The organism is Pelomonas caseinilytica, assembly GCF_021353235.1.
Lineage (GTDB): Bacteria > Pseudomonadota > Gammaproteobacteria > Burkholderiales > Burkholderiaceae_C > Pelomonas > Pelomonas caseinilytica.
Window position 1 is genome coordinate 231,111 of sequence record NZ_JAJTWT010000004.1, and the last position, 15,876, is coordinate 246,986.

The 15,876-nt window shown below is 72.5% G+C and carries 22 protein-coding genes and 1 pseudogene; 16 read left to right on the top strand and 7 right to left on the bottom strand.

The features are described from left to right. Positions 1 to 255: 255 nt before the first annotated feature. From cbiB to LXT12_RS11745, 16 genes are all read left to right on the top strand, one after another. Positions 256 to 1,182: an adenosylcobinamide-phosphate synthase CbiB gene (gene cbiB / locus LXT12_RS11670; protein ID WP_233392202.1), complete on the top strand. Its 927-nt coding sequence runs from the start codon at positions 256 to 258 to the stop codon at positions 1,180 to 1,182. Beyond that, positions 1,179 to 2,162: an aminotransferase class I/II-fold pyridoxal phosphate-dependent enzyme gene (locus tag LXT12_RS11675; RefSeq protein ID WP_233392204.1), complete on the top strand. Its 984-nt coding sequence runs from the start codon at positions 1,179 to 1,181 to the stop codon at positions 2,160 to 2,162. The genes cbiB and LXT12_RS11675 overlap by 4 nt, the downstream gene beginning before the upstream one ends. After that, positions 2,159 to 3,601: a cobyric acid synthase gene (locus LXT12_RS11680; RefSeq protein WP_233392206.1), complete on the top strand. Its 1,443-nt coding sequence runs from the start codon at positions 2,159 to 2,161 to the stop codon at positions 3,599 to 3,601. The genes LXT12_RS11675 and LXT12_RS11680 overlap by 4 nt, the downstream gene beginning before the upstream one ends. 140 nt (positions 3,602 to 3,741) lie before the next feature. Next, a complete protein-coding gene (gene nifB, locus LXT12_RS11685) occupies positions 3,742 to 5,313 on the top strand; it encodes a nitrogenase cofactor biosynthesis protein NifB (protein ID WP_233392208.1) in 1,572 nt (523 codons plus the stop codon). A gap of 24 nt (positions 5,314 to 5,337) precedes the next feature. Then, complete coding sequence (locus LXT12_RS11690) at positions 5,338 to 5,532, top strand: 4Fe-4S binding protein (protein WP_233392209.1); 195 nt, start codon at positions 5,338 to 5,340, stop codon at positions 5,530 to 5,532. 2 nt (positions 5,533 to 5,534) lie between these two features. After that, positions 5,535 to 5,918 (top strand): HesB/IscA family protein, encoded by a 384-nt coding sequence (locus LXT12_RS11695; RefSeq protein ID WP_233392210.1) that lies wholly within the window; start codon positions 5,535 to 5,537, stop codon positions 5,916 to 5,918. Between the two features lie 16 nt (positions 5,919 to 5,934). Further along, on the top strand, positions 5,935 to 6,486 hold the full coding sequence (locus tag LXT12_RS11700; protein WP_233392211.1) for a hypothetical protein: 552 nt from the start codon (positions 5,935 to 5,937) through the stop codon (positions 6,484 to 6,486). Between the two features lie 13 nt (positions 6,487 to 6,499). Beyond that, on the top strand, positions 6,500 to 7,303 hold the full coding sequence (locus tag LXT12_RS11705; RefSeq protein WP_233392213.1) for a 4Fe4S-binding leucine-rich repeat protein: 804 nt from the start codon (positions 6,500 to 6,502) through the stop codon (positions 7,301 to 7,303). After that, on the top strand, positions 7,296 to 7,631 hold the full coding sequence (locus LXT12_RS11710; RefSeq protein ID WP_233392215.1) for a nitrogen fixation protein NifZ: 336 nt from the start codon (positions 7,296 to 7,298) through the stop codon (positions 7,629 to 7,631). The genes LXT12_RS11705 and LXT12_RS11710 overlap by 8 nt, the downstream gene beginning before the upstream one ends. 10 nt (positions 7,632 to 7,641) lie before the next feature. After that, entirely contained in the window at positions 7,642 to 7,890 is a 249-nt protein-coding gene (locus tag LXT12_RS11715) for a nitrogen fixation protein NifZ (RefSeq protein ID WP_233392218.1), read from the top strand. Then, positions 7,890 to 8,246, top strand: a complete 357-nt coding sequence (locus LXT12_RS11720; protein WP_233392220.1) for a DUF3024 domain-containing protein — start codon at positions 7,890 to 7,892, stop codon at positions 8,244 to 8,246. Before LXT12_RS11715 ends, LXT12_RS11720 begins: the two co-directional genes overlap by 1 nt. Beyond that, a complete protein-coding gene (locus LXT12_RS11725; protein ID WP_233392222.1) occupies positions 8,243 to 9,406 on the top strand; it encodes a cysteine desulfurase family protein in 1,164 nt (387 codons plus the stop codon). The genes LXT12_RS11720 and LXT12_RS11725 overlap by 4 nt, the downstream gene beginning before the upstream one ends. A gap of 22 nt (positions 9,407 to 9,428) precedes the next feature. Next, the gene (nifT, locus tag LXT12_RS11730; protein WP_233392224.1) at positions 9,429 to 9,641 is read left to right on the top strand and encodes a putative nitrogen fixation protein NifT; all 213 of its coding nucleotides are present in this window, start codon (positions 9,429 to 9,431) and stop codon (positions 9,639 to 9,641) included. A 1-nt stretch (position 9,642) separates the two neighbouring features. Further along, positions 9,643 to 10,809 carry a DegT/DnrJ/EryC1/StrS family aminotransferase gene (locus tag LXT12_RS11735; RefSeq protein ID WP_419964770.1) on the top strand — a complete coding sequence of 389 codons (1,167 nt, stop codon included), beginning with the start codon at positions 9,643 to 9,645 and terminating at the stop codon, positions 10,807 to 10,809. 13 nt (positions 10,810 to 10,822) lie between these two features. Continuing rightward, positions 10,823 to 11,677: an SIR2 family protein gene (locus LXT12_RS11740; protein ID WP_233392226.1), complete on the top strand. Its 855-nt coding sequence runs from the start codon at positions 10,823 to 10,825 to the stop codon at positions 11,675 to 11,677. Between the two features lie 43 nt (positions 11,678 to 11,720). Next, positions 11,721 to 12,026: a 2Fe-2S iron-sulfur cluster-binding protein gene (locus LXT12_RS11745; RefSeq protein ID WP_233392228.1), complete on the top strand. Its 306-nt coding sequence runs from the start codon at positions 11,721 to 11,723 to the stop codon at positions 12,024 to 12,026. Between the two features lie 23 nt (positions 12,027 to 12,049). Here the strand turns inward: LXT12_RS11745 and LXT12_RS11750 are convergent, their stop codons facing one another. The 7 genes and pseudogenes from LXT12_RS11750 to LXT12_RS26740 form a co-directional block, all read right to left on the bottom strand. Then, the gene (locus LXT12_RS11750; RefSeq protein WP_233392230.1) at positions 12,050 to 12,331 is read right to left on the bottom strand and encodes a helix-turn-helix domain-containing protein; all 282 of its coding nucleotides are present in this window, start codon (positions 12,329 to 12,331) and stop codon (positions 12,050 to 12,052) included. Next, complete coding sequence (locus LXT12_RS11755; RefSeq protein WP_233392232.1) at positions 12,315 to 12,635, bottom strand: transcriptional regulator; 321 nt, start codon at positions 12,633 to 12,635, stop codon at positions 12,315 to 12,317. The genes LXT12_RS11750 and LXT12_RS11755 overlap by 17 nt, the downstream gene beginning before the upstream one ends. A gap of 102 nt (positions 12,636 to 12,737) precedes the next feature. Then, entirely contained in the window at positions 12,738 to 12,971 is a 234-nt protein-coding gene (locus tag LXT12_RS11760) for an FmdB family zinc ribbon protein (protein WP_233392234.1), read from the bottom strand. 10 nt (positions 12,972 to 12,981) lie between these two features. Then, entirely contained in the window at positions 12,982 to 13,911 is a 930-nt protein-coding gene (gene draG / locus LXT12_RS11765; protein WP_233392235.1) for an ADP-ribosyl-[dinitrogen reductase] hydrolase, read from the bottom strand. Then, positions 13,904 to 14,722 (bottom strand): NAD(+)--dinitrogen-reductase ADP-D-ribosyltransferase, encoded by an 819-nt coding sequence (locus LXT12_RS11770; RefSeq protein ID WP_233392237.1) that lies wholly within the window; start codon positions 14,720 to 14,722, stop codon positions 13,904 to 13,906. The genes draG and LXT12_RS11770 overlap by 8 nt, the downstream gene beginning before the upstream one ends. Positions 14,723 to 14,751: 29 nt before the next feature. Then, positions 14,752 to 15,360 carry a hypothetical protein gene (locus tag LXT12_RS11775; protein WP_233392567.1) on the bottom strand — a complete coding sequence of 203 codons (609 nt, stop codon included), beginning with the start codon at positions 15,358 to 15,360 and terminating at the stop codon, positions 14,752 to 14,754. A 48-nt stretch (positions 15,361 to 15,408) separates the two neighbouring features. Further along, positions 15,409 to 15,789 (bottom strand): annotated as a pseudogene (locus tag LXT12_RS26740) (globin domain-containing protein); the annotation flags it as partial. Between the last annotated feature and the right edge of the window lie 87 nt (positions 15,790 to 15,876).

Consider the following 15,876-nt stretch of genomic DNA (forward strand, 5'->3'; position numbering starts at 1 on the left):
AGCGAAGCTCGCTTCAACTTCTGACTCCGCGCAATTGTTTGAGCGGAGCGTAGCGAAGCGAGTTTTGCGCGGGCCCTCAAGGCCTGAGCAGCGCAGGGAACCCCGTCGCGCAGCGGCGGGGCGGGCGGTTCGGGGGCGGTTTCTTTGCCTACTTTCTTGGGCGCCCAAGAAAGTAGGTCGCCCGCCGGGGCGAATTCCCGGCATGGGCCTCGCCAGCAAGACACCGGAGGCAAAGACCCCCAACCGGAGGCGGACATGAGCACTGGCCTCCTGCTCGCCCTCGCCATCCCCACCGCCCTCCTCATCGACCGCGTCCTCGGCGAGCCCCCGGCATGGGCTCACCCCGTGGTCGCCATGGGCCGCTATCTGAGCGGCTTCAAACTGACCCGCCTGCCCCCGGCCCTCGCCTTCGCGGCCGGCGCCCTCGCCTGGCTGCTCGGCGCCGCTCTCGTCGCCGTCATCGCCCTGTGGCTGCAGGGCACGCTGCTGCTTCGGCTGCACCCCGACGCCTCGCCGCTACGCCTGGCCGCCGCCGCCCTGCTGACCGGCCTGCTGCTCAAGCCCCTGCTGGCCTGGCGCATGCTGGCCGAGGAAGCCATGGCCGTCGAAGCCGCGCTGCAGCAGTCCCTCGACGCCGGCCGCGCACGCCTGTCCCGCCTCGTCAGCCGCGACACCGCCTCCCTCACCGAGACCGAGGTCCGTGAAGCCGCCATTGAGACCCTGGCCGAGAACCTCAACGACTCCGTCGTCGCGCCCCTCTTCTGGTTCGCCCTGCTGGGCCTGCCCGGCGCCGCCGTCTACCGCTTCGCCAACACGGCTGATGCCATGTGGGGCTACCGCGACGAGCGCGAATGGAGCGGCAAGTGGGCCGCACGGGCCGACGACCTGCTGTCGTGGCTGCCGGCACGGCTCACCGCCTGGCTGCTGCGTCCGCCCTCCCTCGCCCGCCTCGCCGGCGAGGCTCGCCGCACGCCGTCGCCCAACAGCGGCTGGCCCATGGCCGCGATGGCCTTGCGGCTGGGCGTGGCGCTGGGCAAGCCCGGCGTCTACACGCTGAACGCCGCGGCGCGCGCCGTGCGGCTCGCAGACCTCGCCGCCGCACGCCGCCTGGCCGCCCAGGCCGTGCTCGCCGGCGGCGGGCTCATGGCCGCGCTGGCCCTGCTCGCGAGGGCTCCCGCATGAGGCCGCTGCGCGCCGAGCACGGCGGCCCCGACGGCGGAGCGGCCGTGGCCCACGACTTCTCCACCAACGCCAGCCCGCTGGGGCCACCGCCCGCGCTGTGGGCCGCCGTGCAGGCCGCGGATCGCCAGGCCTATCCCGACCCGGACTACCGCGCATTGCGCCGCCTGCTGGCCGGCAGCGGCGATCCCGACCTCGTGCTGCCCACGGCCGGGGGCGCCGAGGGCATACGCCGGCTCACGCTGGCGGCGGCGCTCGACGGGCGCCGCGAGGCCTGGGTGCCGCAGCCCGGCTTCGGCGACTACGCCCTGGCAGCCCAGGCCCTGGGCCTGGCCGTGAAGCCCTATGCCTCGCCCGCCGAGCTGCGCCCCGGCGCACCGGCCCTGGTGTGGATCTGCGAACCCTGCAACCCCACGGGAGACAGCGTGGCCGCCTGGCCCGACCTGGCCGGGCAGCTGGTGGTGGTGGACCGCGCCTACGAGCCGCTACGCCTGCACGGCGAGGCGCCCGCCCTGCCGCCGGGCGCCTGGCAGCTCGTCTGCCCGAACAAGGCGGTCGGGCTGACCGGCGTGCGCGCCGGCTATGTCGTCGCCCCCGCGGCGGACGAGGTCTGGTCGCGAGCCGCGTCGCTGGCGCCGAGCTGGGTGCTGTCGGCCGAAGGCGTGGCCCTGCTGACGCACTGGCCGAGCGGCGAGACGCTGCGCTGGCTGGGCGAGGCCCGCGCGCAGCTGCGCGGCTGGGCCGCCTCGCAGCGCGAGATGCTGGCCGGCATGGGATGGACGCAGCGGCCGAGCTGCACGAACTTCTGGCTGGCGCGCCCACCGCGCGCCGACATGGCCATGCGGCTGCGCCGGCACGGCCTGCGCGTGCGCGACGCGGCGTCCTTCGGCCTGGCCGGATGGGTGCGCGTGTCGGCCCAGCCCCCCGAGGCCCAGGCCGCGCTGCGCCGGGCGCTGATCGACATCCAGGGAGACGAACGATGAGTCGAGGAAAAGCCGTGATGGTGCTGGGCACCACCAGCGGAGCGGGCAAGAGCTGGCTGGCCACCGCCCTGTGCCGCTGGTATGCCCGCCAGGGCCTGAAGGTGGCGCCCTTCAAGGCGCAGAACATGAGCAACAACGCCCGCGTCGTGCCGGGCTTGAACGGCGGCGCGGGAGAGATCGGCAGCGCCCAGTACTTCCAGGCGCTGGCGGCGCGGCGCCTGCCCGAGGTACGCATGAACCCGGTGCTGCTCAAGCCCGAGGCCGACACGCAGAGCCAGGTCGTCGTGCTGGGCGAGGTGGACGCCCAGCTCTCCCGCATGCCCTGGCGCGAGCGCAGCGTCCTGCTCAAGCCGCGGGCGCGGGCGGCCCTGCTGGAGCTGCTGCGGGAGAACGACGTCGTCGTCATCGAGGGCGCGGGTTCGCCGGCCGAGATCAACCTCGCGCCGAGCGACTACGTCAACCTCGGCACCGCGCGCGACGCGAGGGCCGCCTGCCTGCTCGTGACCGACATCGACCGCGGCGGCGCCTTCGCCCACCTCTACGGCACCCACCAGCTCATGCCCGAGGACGTGCGCCGCCAGGTGCGCGGCTTCGTGCTCAACCGCTTCCGCGGCGATGCCGGGCTGCTGGCACCCGGGCCCGAACAGCTGCAGCAGCTGACCGGCGTGCCCACGCTGGCCACGCTGCCGATGTGGCGCGGCCACGGCCTGCCCGAGGAGGACGGCGTGTTCGACAGCGCGGCCACCGGCGCGGGCCTGCACGTCGCCGTCATCGCCTACCCGCGCCTGTCCAACCTCGACGAGTTCCAGCCCCTGCGCCAGCTGCCCGGCGTGCGCCTGTCGTGGGCACGCGAACCGCGCGACCTGGCGGGGGCCGACTGGGTCATCCTGCCCGGCTCCAAGGCCACGGCGGCCGACCTGGCCTGGCTGCGCGCCCAGAAGCTCGACGCCGCCCTGAACCACCACCGTGGCCGCATCCTGGGCATCTGCGGCGGCCTGCAGATGCTGGGCGAGGCCCTGATCGACACGCACGGCGTGGACGGCAACGCGCCGGGCCTCGGCCTGCTGCCGCTGGTGACCGTCTTCGAGCCCGACAAGCTGTTGCGCAACACGGCCCTGCGCTTCGAGGCGCTGGAGGCGCCCTGGGCCGAGCTCGCCGGCACGCAGGCCGAGGGTTATGAGATCCGCCACGGCCGCACCCAGCCCCATCCGGGCCTGCCGCCCCCCCGCGTGGCGCTGCGCAACGCGGCCGGCGAGGCCATCGGCTGGCAGGCCGGCCGGGTGCTGGGCGTCTACGCCCACGGCCTCTTCGAGCAGCCGGCGGTGCTGCAGGCCCTCTTCGGCCAGCCCGGCCGATCGCTGGACCAGGTCTTCGACGGCCTGGCGGATTTCATCGACCTGCACTTCCAGCCGGGCGCGCTGGCCGGCCTGCTTGACTAGGGCCTGTTCGTTTTGTCGCAAACCGCACGGGGCGCACATTCGCTGATCCGCCGCTAAGCCTTTGATTCACATGGCGGGCGTGCGCTGGCACGGCTCTCGCAATACGGGTCTCGCATCCTCCACTGCAGCGAGACCTGGCCATGAGCAACACTGCCTTCGTGTCGATCGGCGACCTCCGCAAGGGCCGCCAGGCGGTGAGCCAGGTCGTGGAGACGGCCGCCGCGGGCGGCTGCTCGACCAGCGGAGGCGCGGGCAAGGCCAGCTGCGGCTCCTCCGGCGGGCCCGACGACATGCCCGCCGAGATCTGGGAGAAGGTCAAGAACCATCCCTGCTATTCCGAGGAGGCCCACCACCACTACGCCCGCATGCACGTGGCCGTGGCGCCGGCCTGCAACATCCAGTGCAACTACTGCAATCGCAAGTACGACTGCAGCAACGAGTCGCGCCCGGGCGTCGTGAGCCAGAAGCTCACGCCCGAACAGGCGGTCAGGAAGGTCGTGGCCGTGGCCAGCGAGATCCCGCAGATGACGGTGCTGGGCATCGCCGGCCCGGGCGATGCGCTGGCCAACCCGAAGAAGACCTTCGACACCTTCCGCATGCTCCAGGAGCAGGCGCCCGACATCAAGCTCTGCCTGTCCACCAACGGCCTGGCGCTGCCGCAGATGGTGGACGAGATCTGCAAGTACAACATCGACCACGTCACCATCACCATCAACATGGTGGACCCCGCCGTGGGCGAGAAGATCTACCCCTGGATCTTCTGGGACCACCGCCGCGTGACCGGCCGCGAGGCCGCCGAGATCCTGCACCGCCAGCAGATGCTGGGCCTGGAGATGCTGACCGCGCGGGGCGTGCTCACCAAGATCAACTCGGTGCTCATCCCCGGCATCAACGATGAGCACCTGTTCGAGGTGAACCGCGAGGTCAAGAAGCGCGGCGCCTTCCTGCACAACATCATGCCGCTGATCAGCGAGGCCGAACATGGCACCGTGTTCGGGCTGACCGGCCAGCGCGGCCCGACGGCCCAGGAGCTCAAGGCCGTGCAGGACGCCTGCATGGGCGGCGCCAACCTGATGCGGCACTGCCGGCAGTGCCGCGCCGACGCGGTGGGCCTGCTGGGCGAAGACCGCAGCGACGAGTTCACCCTCGACCGGATCGACCAGATGGAGGTCGTCTACGACCTCGACAAGCGCCGCGCCTACCAGGCCCGGGTCGAGGCCGAGCGCCAGGCCCAGCATCAGGCCAAGCTGCAGGCCCTGCAGGCGGCGGCCGGCGGCGAGCCGCAGGCGGATGAGATGAAGGTGCTGGTGGCGGTGGCCACCGAGGGCCACGGCAAGGTCAACCAGCATTTCGGGCACGCGACGGAGTTCCAGATCTTCGAAGTCAGCCGCAGCCAGGCGCTGTTCGTCGGCCATCGCCGCGTCGACCTGTACTGCCAGGGCGGCTACGGCGAAGACGAGCAGCTGCCCTCCATCGTGGGCGCCATCAACGACTGCCACGCGGTGCTCGTGTCCAAGATCGGCGCCTGCCCGCGCGACGAGTTGACCGCCGCCGGCATCGAGCCGGTGGACGCCTATGCCCACGAGTTCATCGAGAAGGCCGCGCTGTCCTGGTTCGCCGGCTACCGCGAGCGTGTGGCCAGTGGCCGCATCGTGCATGAACCGCGCGGCGACGCGCGCATCCGGCAGGGCGCCTTCACCGCTGCCGCCTGATTTGACCGTCCCGAGGAGACCTCCATGGCCCTGAAGATCATCGCCTCCATGTGCACCGCCTGCTCCGCCTGCGAGCCCGAGTGCCCCAACGTCGCCATCCGCGAGAAGGGCGGCACCTACATCATCGACCCGGCCAAGTGCACGGAATGCGAGGGCCACTTCGATGCGCCCCAGTGCATCGCCGTCTGCCCGGTCGACGGCTGCATCAAGAAGGTCTGACGATGGCCTCGCTCACCCAGCTCACCGTCACCGCGGCGGCGGAAAAATTCATGCGCCGCATGGTGCGTTTCTCCGAACACCCGGCCGGCGGCTTCCGCCTGACCGTCACGCCAGGCGGCTGCTCGGGCTATGCGTCGGAGTTCAGCGTCGAGGCGGCGCCGCGCCAGGGCGACAGCGAACTGGCCGTCAACGGCCTGCGCGTCTTCCTGCCCGCCGAGAGCCGCCTGATGCTCGACGGCGTGACGGTGGACTTTGCCGACACGCCCACGCAGTCGGGCCTGACCTTCGTCAACCCGAACGCCGCGGCCTGCGGGTGCTCGACGTCGGACGCGGCCAAGCCGCCGGCGCAGGCCGCCGTGTCGCTGTCGTCCATCAGGCGGCTGTAGCGGGCGCGCCCCCGGCATGGACGCCGATTTCGACACCGCGGTCCTCGGGCTGGCCATGCCGCCCGGCGTCGAGGCCGCGTTGCGCGAGGCCGGCACCTGCCGCGGCGATGCCTGCGCCACCATGGCCGCCCTGATGCGCGCGCAGGCACTGGCGCCGGAGCACCCGGCCGTGCTGATCGCCTTCTACCGCCACTACTTCTACGGCCACCGCCCGCGCCAGGCCCGCCACGTGGTGCGGCGCGCGCTGGCCGTCGGCGCGCAGGCGCTGGGACTGCCGCGGGTGTGGCGCGAGGTGCCCCGCCTCGCCCTGGCCGGCGCGCGCCACGACGCGACGACGCGCTTCTACCTGTTCGCGCTCAAGGGCTACGCCTACCTGAGCCTGCGCCTGGACGACCTGGCCGAAGCCGGCGACGCCCTCGCCCTGCTGCGCGCACTGGACCCGCAGGACTGCGTGGGCGCGGCGGTGCTGGAGGCCGTGCGCCGGCGCTCGCTCGCGGGGCCGGGCGAAGACGACGCTACCCCTGCGTTGCAGGCCACCGGCGCCGCAGCCTGGGCGAGCCTGGCATGAAGCGAGGCCGGCCATGAGCGCAGCGCCGGCGGACGGCACCACGGGCGCCATCCCCGCCATCGACTGGCAGGGCCAGCCCATCACGCGCGCGCGCTGCGCCGCCTGCGAGCACGCCGCGCTCAGGGCCGGGGGCGGCTGCGAGCCGGGCCACAGCTGCATGCAGGACGCCTACGCCCGCCGCATCGACCGCTTCTTCCGCAGCCACCGCGCGCTCGCCAACGACCACCTGGATCACGCCTATTTCGAGGTGCGCGCCATCGCCGCCCGGCACGCCGACCTCTTCCACCTGCCGCCGCTGATGAGCGACCCCGACGAGACCGTGCGCCTGCAGGTGGCCTTGCGCGTGCCGCAGCGGCTGCTACGCGCCATGCGCGACGACCCCCACCGCGAGGTGCGCATCCGCGTGGCCCACCGCATCGCCCTGGACGACCTGGCCGCCATGGCCGACGACCCGGACTACCAGGTCCGCGCCATCGCGGCGCAGCGCCTGCCCGTGGCGGCGCTGCCGCGGCTGCTGGACGACGGCGACCTGCAGGTGCGGCTGCAGGCCGCGCGCCGTGTGGAGATGCCGGCGCTGTGGCGGCTGCAGGACGACCCCGCGCCCGAGGTCAGGCGCATCGCCGCGCAGCGCCTGCCGGCTGCCGGCCTGTGCCGCCTGGCCCACGACCCTGACTGGACCGTGCGCTGGGAGGTGGCCGGCCGCGCCGACGCCCCGCTGCTGACCGGCCTGCTGCACGACGTCGAACCCGAGGTGCGCGAGCAGGCGGCCCGGCGCCTGCGCCTGGCCGCCGCGGGGCTGGAGGCCCAGCATGGCTGACATCGCCCGCGAAGACGACACCGTCGAGCTCGCCCACCCGCCCCGCTTCGCCATGGGCGAGCGCGTGGCCAGCCGCAGCGTGATCCGCAACGACGGTACCTACCGCGGCTACGACATCGGCGCCGTGCTGGTGCACAAGGGCGACGTGGGCTATGTGCGCTCCATCGGTACCTTCCTGCAGCAGTTCTACATCTACGCCGTCGAGTTCACCGACAGCGGCCACCAGGTCGGCATGCGTGCCAAGGAGCTGTGCACGCTGGACCACCTGCCCGACGACGTGCTCGCCCAGCTCGGCGAGCGCGCCGCGCTGCTTTCCTCCCTGCGCTGAGGACCTCACCATGGAACGCCGCGAACCGAAGTACCGCTGGGGCCAGGCCGTGCTGGCCGCGGAGGATCTCTACAACGACGGCAGCCTGCCCGAGGTTGCCGAGGACCTGCTGCTGGTGGTGGCCGGCGGCCCCGGCGAGATCGTGCAGGTGGGCCACCATGCCGAGGCCAACGTGCCGGTCTATCTGGTGGATTTCGGCGTCGCGGTGCTGGGCTGCCTGGAAGAGGAGCTGGCGCCGGCGGTGGAGGCCCTGGCGTGATGGCCGCCGCGCTGCCGCGCCGCCCGCCCTCGACGGAGGGCCGGGCCGTGCGCAGCCTGGCGCAGGCGCGCATCGAGCGCGCCCTGTCGCGGCGCGCCCGCTACCGCTACGTGGTGCCGCGGGTCGAGCGCGAAGGGCGCGGCTGGAAGGTCGTCAGCCCCAACTGCTCGCGCAACGTGGACCGGTCCGGAGGCGACATCGCCATCGCCTGGTTCGTGCCGCTCGACGGCGGGCACTGGCTGCTGCACTCGCGCGACCACCGCGCCGGCTGCTGGCGCGTCGAGGCCTCGGGTCTGACGCTGGAGGAAGCCTTGCAGCGTGTCTGCGAGGACCCGCTGCGGGTGTTCTGGCCATGAGCGGCACCGTCTACCTGGACTGGAACGCCACCGCCCCGGTCTGGCCCGAGGCGGTGGCCGAGATGCTCGACACGCTGCGGCACGCCTGGGCCAACCCCTCATCGACGCATGCCCCCGGCCAGGCGGCCCGCCGCGTGCTGGTGGACGCGCGGCTGCGGGTGGCCGCCTTCCTGGGCGCGACGCCGGCCGAGCTCGTCTTCACCAGCGGCGCGACCGAGGCCAACCACCTCGCGGTGCTGGGCACGCTGGCCGCCGCGCCCGAAGGACGCCGGCGGGTGGTGATGTCGTCCGTCGAGCACCCCGGGCTGCTGGCGCTGGCCGCGCGCCTGCGCGGCGAGGGCAGGCCGGTGGACCTCATCCCGGTGGACGGCCAGGGCCGGCTGGACCTTGACGCCGCCCAGGCCCTGCTCGGCGACGACGTGGCCCTGCTGAGCGTCATGGGCGCCAACAACGAGACCGGCGTGCTGATGCCGCTGCCGCAGCTCGCCGAGCTGGCCCAGGCCCATGGCGTGCCGCTGCACGTCGATGCCACGCAGCTGGCCGGCAAGCAGGCGCTGTCGTTCGCGGCCAGCGGCGCGGCGCTGATGTCGGTGTCGGCCCACAAGATCGGCGGCCCCAAGGGCGTCGGCGCCCTGCTCGTGCGCAAGGGCCAGGCCCTGGCGCCCCTGATCGCCGGCCGGCAGGAGCGCCAGCGGCGCGGCGGCACCGAGAACGTCGCGGGCATTGCCGGCTTCGCGGCGGCCTGCGGGCGCACCGCCGCGACCCTGGCCGAAGACCTGGCGCGACAGCTCGCCTTGCGCCAGCGGCTGGAGCAGGGCCTGCTGCGTGCCCTGCCCGGCACCTGCGTGCTCGGCCATGCCGCCGAGCGCCTGCCCAACACCGTGTGCCTGCGCTTCGGCGAGCTGGAGGCCGAGCCCGTGCTCGCGCGGCTGGAGCGCGCGGGCATCGTGGCCTCTTCCGGCGCCGCGTGCAGCGCCGGCGGCACCCAGCCCTCGCACGTGCTGCTCGCCATGGGCCTGGACGCGCGGCAGGCGCGTTGCGGCGTGCGCTTCTCGCTCGGCCCCGGCACCACCGCGGCCGACATCGACTTCGCCATCGCCGCCGCCGCGCGAGCCCTCACACCGCTGCTGGCCGAGACCGAGGCGGGCATGGCCGCCTGACCCCTCACTCCAAGGACCCCGCATGAAAGTCATGATCCGCAAGACCTCCTCCGGCGCCCTGTCGGCCTATGTGCCCAAGAAGGACCTGGAGGAGCCCATCGTGGCCCAGGAACGCGCGGAGCTCTGGGGCGGCAGCATCACGCTGGCCAATGGCTGGACGCTGGCCCTGCCCGAGATGGCAGCCGGCACCACGCTGCCGGTCACCGTCGAGGCCCGGCGCCTGTCGGGAGACTGAGGTGACTGCGCCCGACGACGCCCCCAACGACTGGCTGCTGCTGTCCGAGCCGGATGCCGGCCCGCTCGAGGCCCGCCTGGTGCAGGCCGCGCTGAGCGCGCCGCGCTGGTCGAGCGGGCGCATGGTGGAGCGCTTCGAGCGGGGCTTCGCCGACTGGCTGGGCCGCGGACATGCCGTGGCCGTGCCCAGCGGCACCCTCGGCACCTGGCTGGCGCTGCGGGCGCTGGGCATAGGGACCGGCGACGAGGTCATCGCCTCCACCTACGGCTGGCACCAGGTGGCGCAGGCCGTGACGCTGGCGGGCGCGCGAGCGGTGTTCTCCGACATCAACTACTGGAGCGGCTGCCTGGACCCTGTGCGGGCCGCGGCCCAGGTCACGCCCGCCACGCGCGCCCTCGTCGCCGGCAACGTCAACGGCCACCCGGCGGCCTGGGAGGCGCTGGGCGCGCTGGCCCGCGAACACGGCCTGGCCCTGGTCGAGGACGCCACCGAATCCATCGGTTCGCGCTACCGCGGGCGGCCGGTGGGCAGCTTCGGCACCGTGTCGGTCTTCGACTTCTCCCAACCCTCGGCGCTGTGCTGCGGCGAGGGCGGCATGCTGGTCACCGACGACGCGGCGCTGGCCAGCGAGCTGCGCTACCTGCGTGCCCGGTCGGTGGCCGACCGGCAGTCCGTCTCGGTCGGCGCGCGCGTGCCGCTGCAGGCCGCGATGAGCGAGGTCACCGCGGCCCTGGGCGTGGCGCAGCTCGCGCGCATCGACGAGATCCTGGAGCGGCGCAAGGCCGTGGAGGCCGCCTACCTGGAGCAGATGCTGAGCTTCGAAGGCATCAAGCCGCCCTACATCGCGCCCGACGTGGACGAGGTGCACTGGATGCTCTACCTCGTGCACCTGGGCAAGCGCTTCACCGCCAGCGCCGTGGCGCAGGTGGTGGAGGACCTGCGCACCGAGTGCATCGAATCGGCGCTCTACTGCCAGCCCCTGCACCAGCAGCATCACTACACCGCCCAGGGCTGGCGCCGCGGGCAGCTGCCCCTGGCCGAGCGCATCGCCGACCGCGCGCTGGCCCTGCCCCTGCACGGCGGCCTCTCGCCCGAGCAAGTGGGCTTCATCGTCAAGACGCTGAAGGACTCCTCCGTCAACGTCGGCGCCGGCGCGGCCATCTACTGAAAGGGGATCTGCCATGAGCACCTTCGACACCCTCGACGACCTGCCGCCCGACGTGGCGCAGGGCCTGCGCGCCGGCAAGCTGGCGCCCTACCTCGGGCCAGGCATGCTGTCGTTATGCCTCGGGTCCACGCCGCCCGCCGACCCGCTGGCCCTGGCCGCGGTGCTGACCGCCAAGGTCTCCGTGCCCGGCAAGATCAGGAACCGCCTCACGGCGGCGGCGCAGTTCATCGAGAACTTCAAGCACCGCAAGACGCTGGTGAAGGCCATGACCGAGGCCTACGCCACCGCCGCCGAGCCCTCGCCGCTGCACCATTGGCTGGCCGGCCTGCGCACGCCGCTGATCGTCGACGCCTGGTACGACGACACGCTGCGCACCGCACTGGCCGCGGCCAGCGACCGCGTCGACTGGGCCGAGGTGCAGGGGCTGTCGCAAAGCGAGCACTTCGGCACCTGGGCCGGCTGGTACGACGCCCAGGGCGGCGCCCAGCCCGACCCCATCGAGGCGCCCACCCTGCTCTACAAGCCCTGGGGCGGCCACGCGCCGGCCGCCAACTTCCTGGTGTCGGACAGCGACTTCGTCGAGGTGCTGACCGAGATCGACATCCAGACGCCCATCCCCGCCTCCGTGCAGTTGCGCCGCAAGCACCTGGGCTTCGTCTTCCTGGGCTGCCGCTTCAACGACCAGTTGCCCAGGGCCTTTGCGCGCCAGATCATGAAGCGCTCCGCCGGCCCGCATTTCGCGGTGCTGCCGGACGCGCCCACCCGCATGGAGGCGCGCTTCCTGGCCGAACAGGGCATCACGCGCATCGCGATGCCGCTGGCCGCGGTGGCCGCCGCGCTCACCCAGCCGGCCTCCGTGGCGGCTTGAGCGGGCCCTTCGTCATCTCTTCCCTTCATCACAGGAGCACACCGTGAGCACGCTCACCCTCATGCCCGCCGGGCTGACCCTTGAAGTGGCCGCCGGCGCCTCGCTGCTGCAAGCCATCCTCGACGCTGGCGGCAAGCTCGTGAACCCCTGCGGCGGCGGCGCCAAGTGCGGCGGTTGCCACGTCTTCGTCACCGCCGGCCGCAAAGGCCTGACCCGCGTGACCCCCGCGGAAAACGCCAAGCTCGACACCCTGGTCGGCATCGGCAGCAAGTCCCGCCTGGCCTGCCAGGCGCAGTTCACCGGGACCGAGGACGTGACGGTGGAACTGCTGGGGGCGTTGTCGGGCTGAGGCAGGGCCCTTGACGGAGGGCCTCAGCCGTGGAGTTCGAGAAGGACTTCGGGATGGGCGACAGCGACACGAAGCAGCATCTTTGCCGCTCCGGTGGGCTCCCTTCGACCCTGCTCCCAGTCCTGCAGCGTGCGGGCCGACACGCCCAAGAGCCGAGCAAACTCCTGCTGTGACAGGCCCACGCGCGAACGCGCCTCGGCCGCCTGCGGCAGCTTGACCTTCGTGACGCGGGCAGCCTGCCCACGACGCATTTGCTTGACCGACTCAAGCAGGTCACGCTTGAACGCTTCAATTTCCGAGGGCATCTTCAACTCCTTGCCTGAGCTCGGCCAGAAAAGTGGACGGGAGGTTGTCGAACTTGGCCTTGGTGTAGACGATGAGTAGCCAGATCGTCGTCTCGTCGGCATTGAAGTAGATCACCCTTGCGCCGCCGCGCTTGCCTACACCTGCCCGCGACCAACGGACCTTCCGGCAACCGCCGCTGCCGGGGATGACATCTCCGGCTGTTGGATTGGCTGCGATCCAGTTGATGAACTCAACTCGTTCCGCATCGGCCCAGACTTCGGCAGCGTAGCGCTGGAAAATCGGCGTTTCAGCTACGGTTCGCACGTCGAAACTATACGGCAATGCCGTATGTTCTGCAAGACCCCAAGAGTCGATGTCGCCGCACCGGCTGGCCGCAAGCCGCCCTCCCCCCAACGTCCACCGCCCCTACTTCACCCTCGCCCTCTCCGCCCGGCTGTAATGGCTGAAATGCCCCTCCCGCGCCGCGGCGCGGCGGGCGGTGGCGATGGTGGCGGCGCTGGTGCCCTGCGGGGCCGTCAGCGAGACCTGGCGCTCCAGCGCCGTGCTGGCGCAGTGCGGGCAGGTGGGCACGGTGCTGCTGCGCACGAGCAGCTCGCAGCTCTGGCCGCAATGGCTGCAGCGGTAGTCGTAGATGGGCATGGAAGCCTCCTCAGCGGGGTTGGAAGGTTCGGGCCAGGGCCAGCAGGGCGCCGGTCTGGTCGGTGATGGCCTGGCGCGTCGCGGTCTGCAAGCGGGAGAGCCAGCGGCGAGGCAGGGCGCCGGCGCCGCAGCGGGCGCCGGCGAGCATGCCGACCAGGGCGCCGGTGGTGTCGGCGTCCTCGCCACGGTTGACGGCGGCGACGACGGCGTCCTCGAAGCCGGCATGCCGCGTGAACGCGTGCAGCACGGTCTGCACGGTGTCCACCACGTAGGCGCTGGCGCGGCCGGGATACCGCTCGAAGCGGAAGTCAGGCTCGGCGGCGACCCAATCGGCGACGTGCCGCGCCATGGCCTCGGCATCGGCCCCGGCAAGCTGCCGGCGCAGCAGGTGGCCGATGCCGAGCACGGCGGCATCGGACTGCGGATGGTGGTGGGTGATGCGGGCCTGGGCGAGCGACACGCGCTCGAAGGCGGCGTCGTCTCCCAGCGTCGCGAGCACGGCGGGCAGGTTGCGCATCAGCGCGCCGTTGCCACCGTCGGCCTCGTTGGGCGGCCCCTGCAGCGAGCCGTCGCGCAGGTAGCGCGCGATGCCGCGCCGGCAGGTGTTGCCGCAGTCCACCGGCTTGGCGCGCCACCAGGCGGCAAAGGCGTCGGCGATGAGCCCGGTGTCGAAAGGGCGACCCAGCGCCTGGCCACGCAGCAGGCCATCGCCCAGGGCCAGGCTCATGGTGGTGTCGTCGGTGACCTGGCCGGGCGCGAGCCTGAGCCAGCCGCCGCCGGTGATGTGGCGGTGCACGCCGCCCTGGGCGGCATAGGCCTGGGCGATCTCGCGCGCCGTCATGAACTCGAGGGTGGCGCCCAGGGCGTCGCCGAGGGCCAGGCCCAGATAGGCCCCGAGGGCGCGGTCCCAGATGGGCAGCAGCTCGGCGGCTTCAGTCATAACGCGCCAGCACCTCGTAGCAGCCGCCGATGGCCAGCACCTCGGACTCGCCCTGCAGCGTGGCGCTGGCGAGCAGGCCTGGCCACAGCAGCAGCTTGACCTGCGGCACCTCGGCCTGCAGCAGCCAGTCGCCGAAGCAGCCGGCCTGCTCGCGCGCGAGGCTGAAGGAGACGAGGTTGTTCAGCCTCACGGTGCATTGCCGGCCCCGCAGCGAGCCGGCCAGGACCTGCTCCTCGCAGCGCGTGCTGCCGCGCCACAGCGTCACGCGCGGCGCGCCGCCCAGCGGCTGGAAGCGCGCCAGCATCCACTGGCTGAACTCGTAGAGCAGGTCCAGCTGCTGGAAGATGTTGTTGTTGTGGAAGCGGCTGCCGGCCTTTTCCTCGAGGTAGGTCGTCCAGGCCGGCGAGGGGAAGCGTGCCAGGACCGCGCGGTGGAACACCGGCACGATGCCGAAGCGGCTCTCCACCCAGCCTTTCAGCACCGCGCCGGCCGCGCCGTTGGCGTCCAGCCCCCAGCCTTGCAGCAGCTTGAGGTAGCTGGCCCGCCAACGCCGCGGCTCGGCGGCGTCGCTCCCGGCGGCACGCCGCTGCAGCCCGAAGGCCAGGCTCATGTAGTGCGCGAACACGCCGCGGGCCTCGGCCGCGTCCGTGCAGCGTTGCAGCAGCGCGAACAGGCCGGCATGCGACTCGCGCACCCCGGCCACGTGCAAGGGCTGCGGGTGGGCATTGAAGCCGGCGCTGGCGAGCACCGGCGCCGGGATGCCGACCAGGTTCGTCGTGTACCAGCCCGCGGGATCATGCTCGTCGCCCACGTCGTCTCGCCGGGCCGCAGCAGGCTGCGTCAGACTGGCCGGTTCTCGTTGGGGTTGCGCACCGGGCCCATCAGCGCAAGGCCCTCGGCGTAGGTGATGGTGTCGAAGCCGAGGTCGAACTTCAGCGCGGCATCGGCCACGCGGTCGGTCTTGCCGGCGGTGTCCAGCTTCTTCAGCTCCGACTTGTCCAGGTAGAACAGCTCCAGCAGCTCGTTGTAGACGGTAGCTTCGTCGATGGGCAGCACGTAGAACACGGCGCCGTTCATGGCCACCTGGTACTTCTTGCTGAGGTCGATGTTGTTGCAGAACAGGAAGTACTTGCCGCCGGCACCGAGGGTGTCGCCCAGGGCCTCGGCGACGTCCTTGAGGTGCTCGAAGCTGAGCAGGTAGCCGGCGAAGAAGGCGAGCTTGGGGTCGCCCACCTGGGCCACGGCGATGACCTGGTCGCAGGTCAGCTCGGGCGGGCGGGCCTCGTCGGCCAACCGGGTGGCGAAGCGCAGCGCCAGCTCGCCGCGGAAGCCGAAGCGCCCGGGCTTTCGGGTCGGGCCCTTGAGCACCGGGTTGAGCAGGCGGCCCTCGGCCTCCAGGCGGGCGAAGGCGGTGGTGGCGAGGCCGGGTTCGGCGAAGGTGGTGCTCATCAGTGGCTTTCGGTGGTGGTCGGAAACGGGAGTGGCGAGGTGGCGGGCCACCTTGGTGAAGGCCGCCATCAGTTCGTCGCGCAGCGCGGCATCGGCGCAGCACTCGTGCAGGGCCTGGCGCATGCAGGCCAGCCAGGCGTCGGCCGCGGCGGCGTCCAGCGCGAAGGGCCGGTGGACGCGGCCCAGGCGCGGCGCGCCGCGCTCGGCCGTGTAGCGCCGCGGGCCGCCCAGCCATTCGCACAGGTAGGTCACCAGCACGGCCTTTGTGGCGGCGAGGTCGGCGGCATGCATGGCGCGGATGGCGCGAGCGTCGGGCCGGCTGTCCATGGCCGCGTAGAAGGCCGAGACGAGCCGCGCCACGGCCGCCTCGCCGCCCAGCCGCGCGAAGTGCGGGTTGGCGACGACGGCGATGGTGGACAGCACGCTCATGCCTCTTCCAGAGCAACGCCCGTACCAGGCCGGTCTCCACAGGGCGCGAGCCAGGCGCGGTGGCAGCGCAAGGCCGACAAGCGGCCC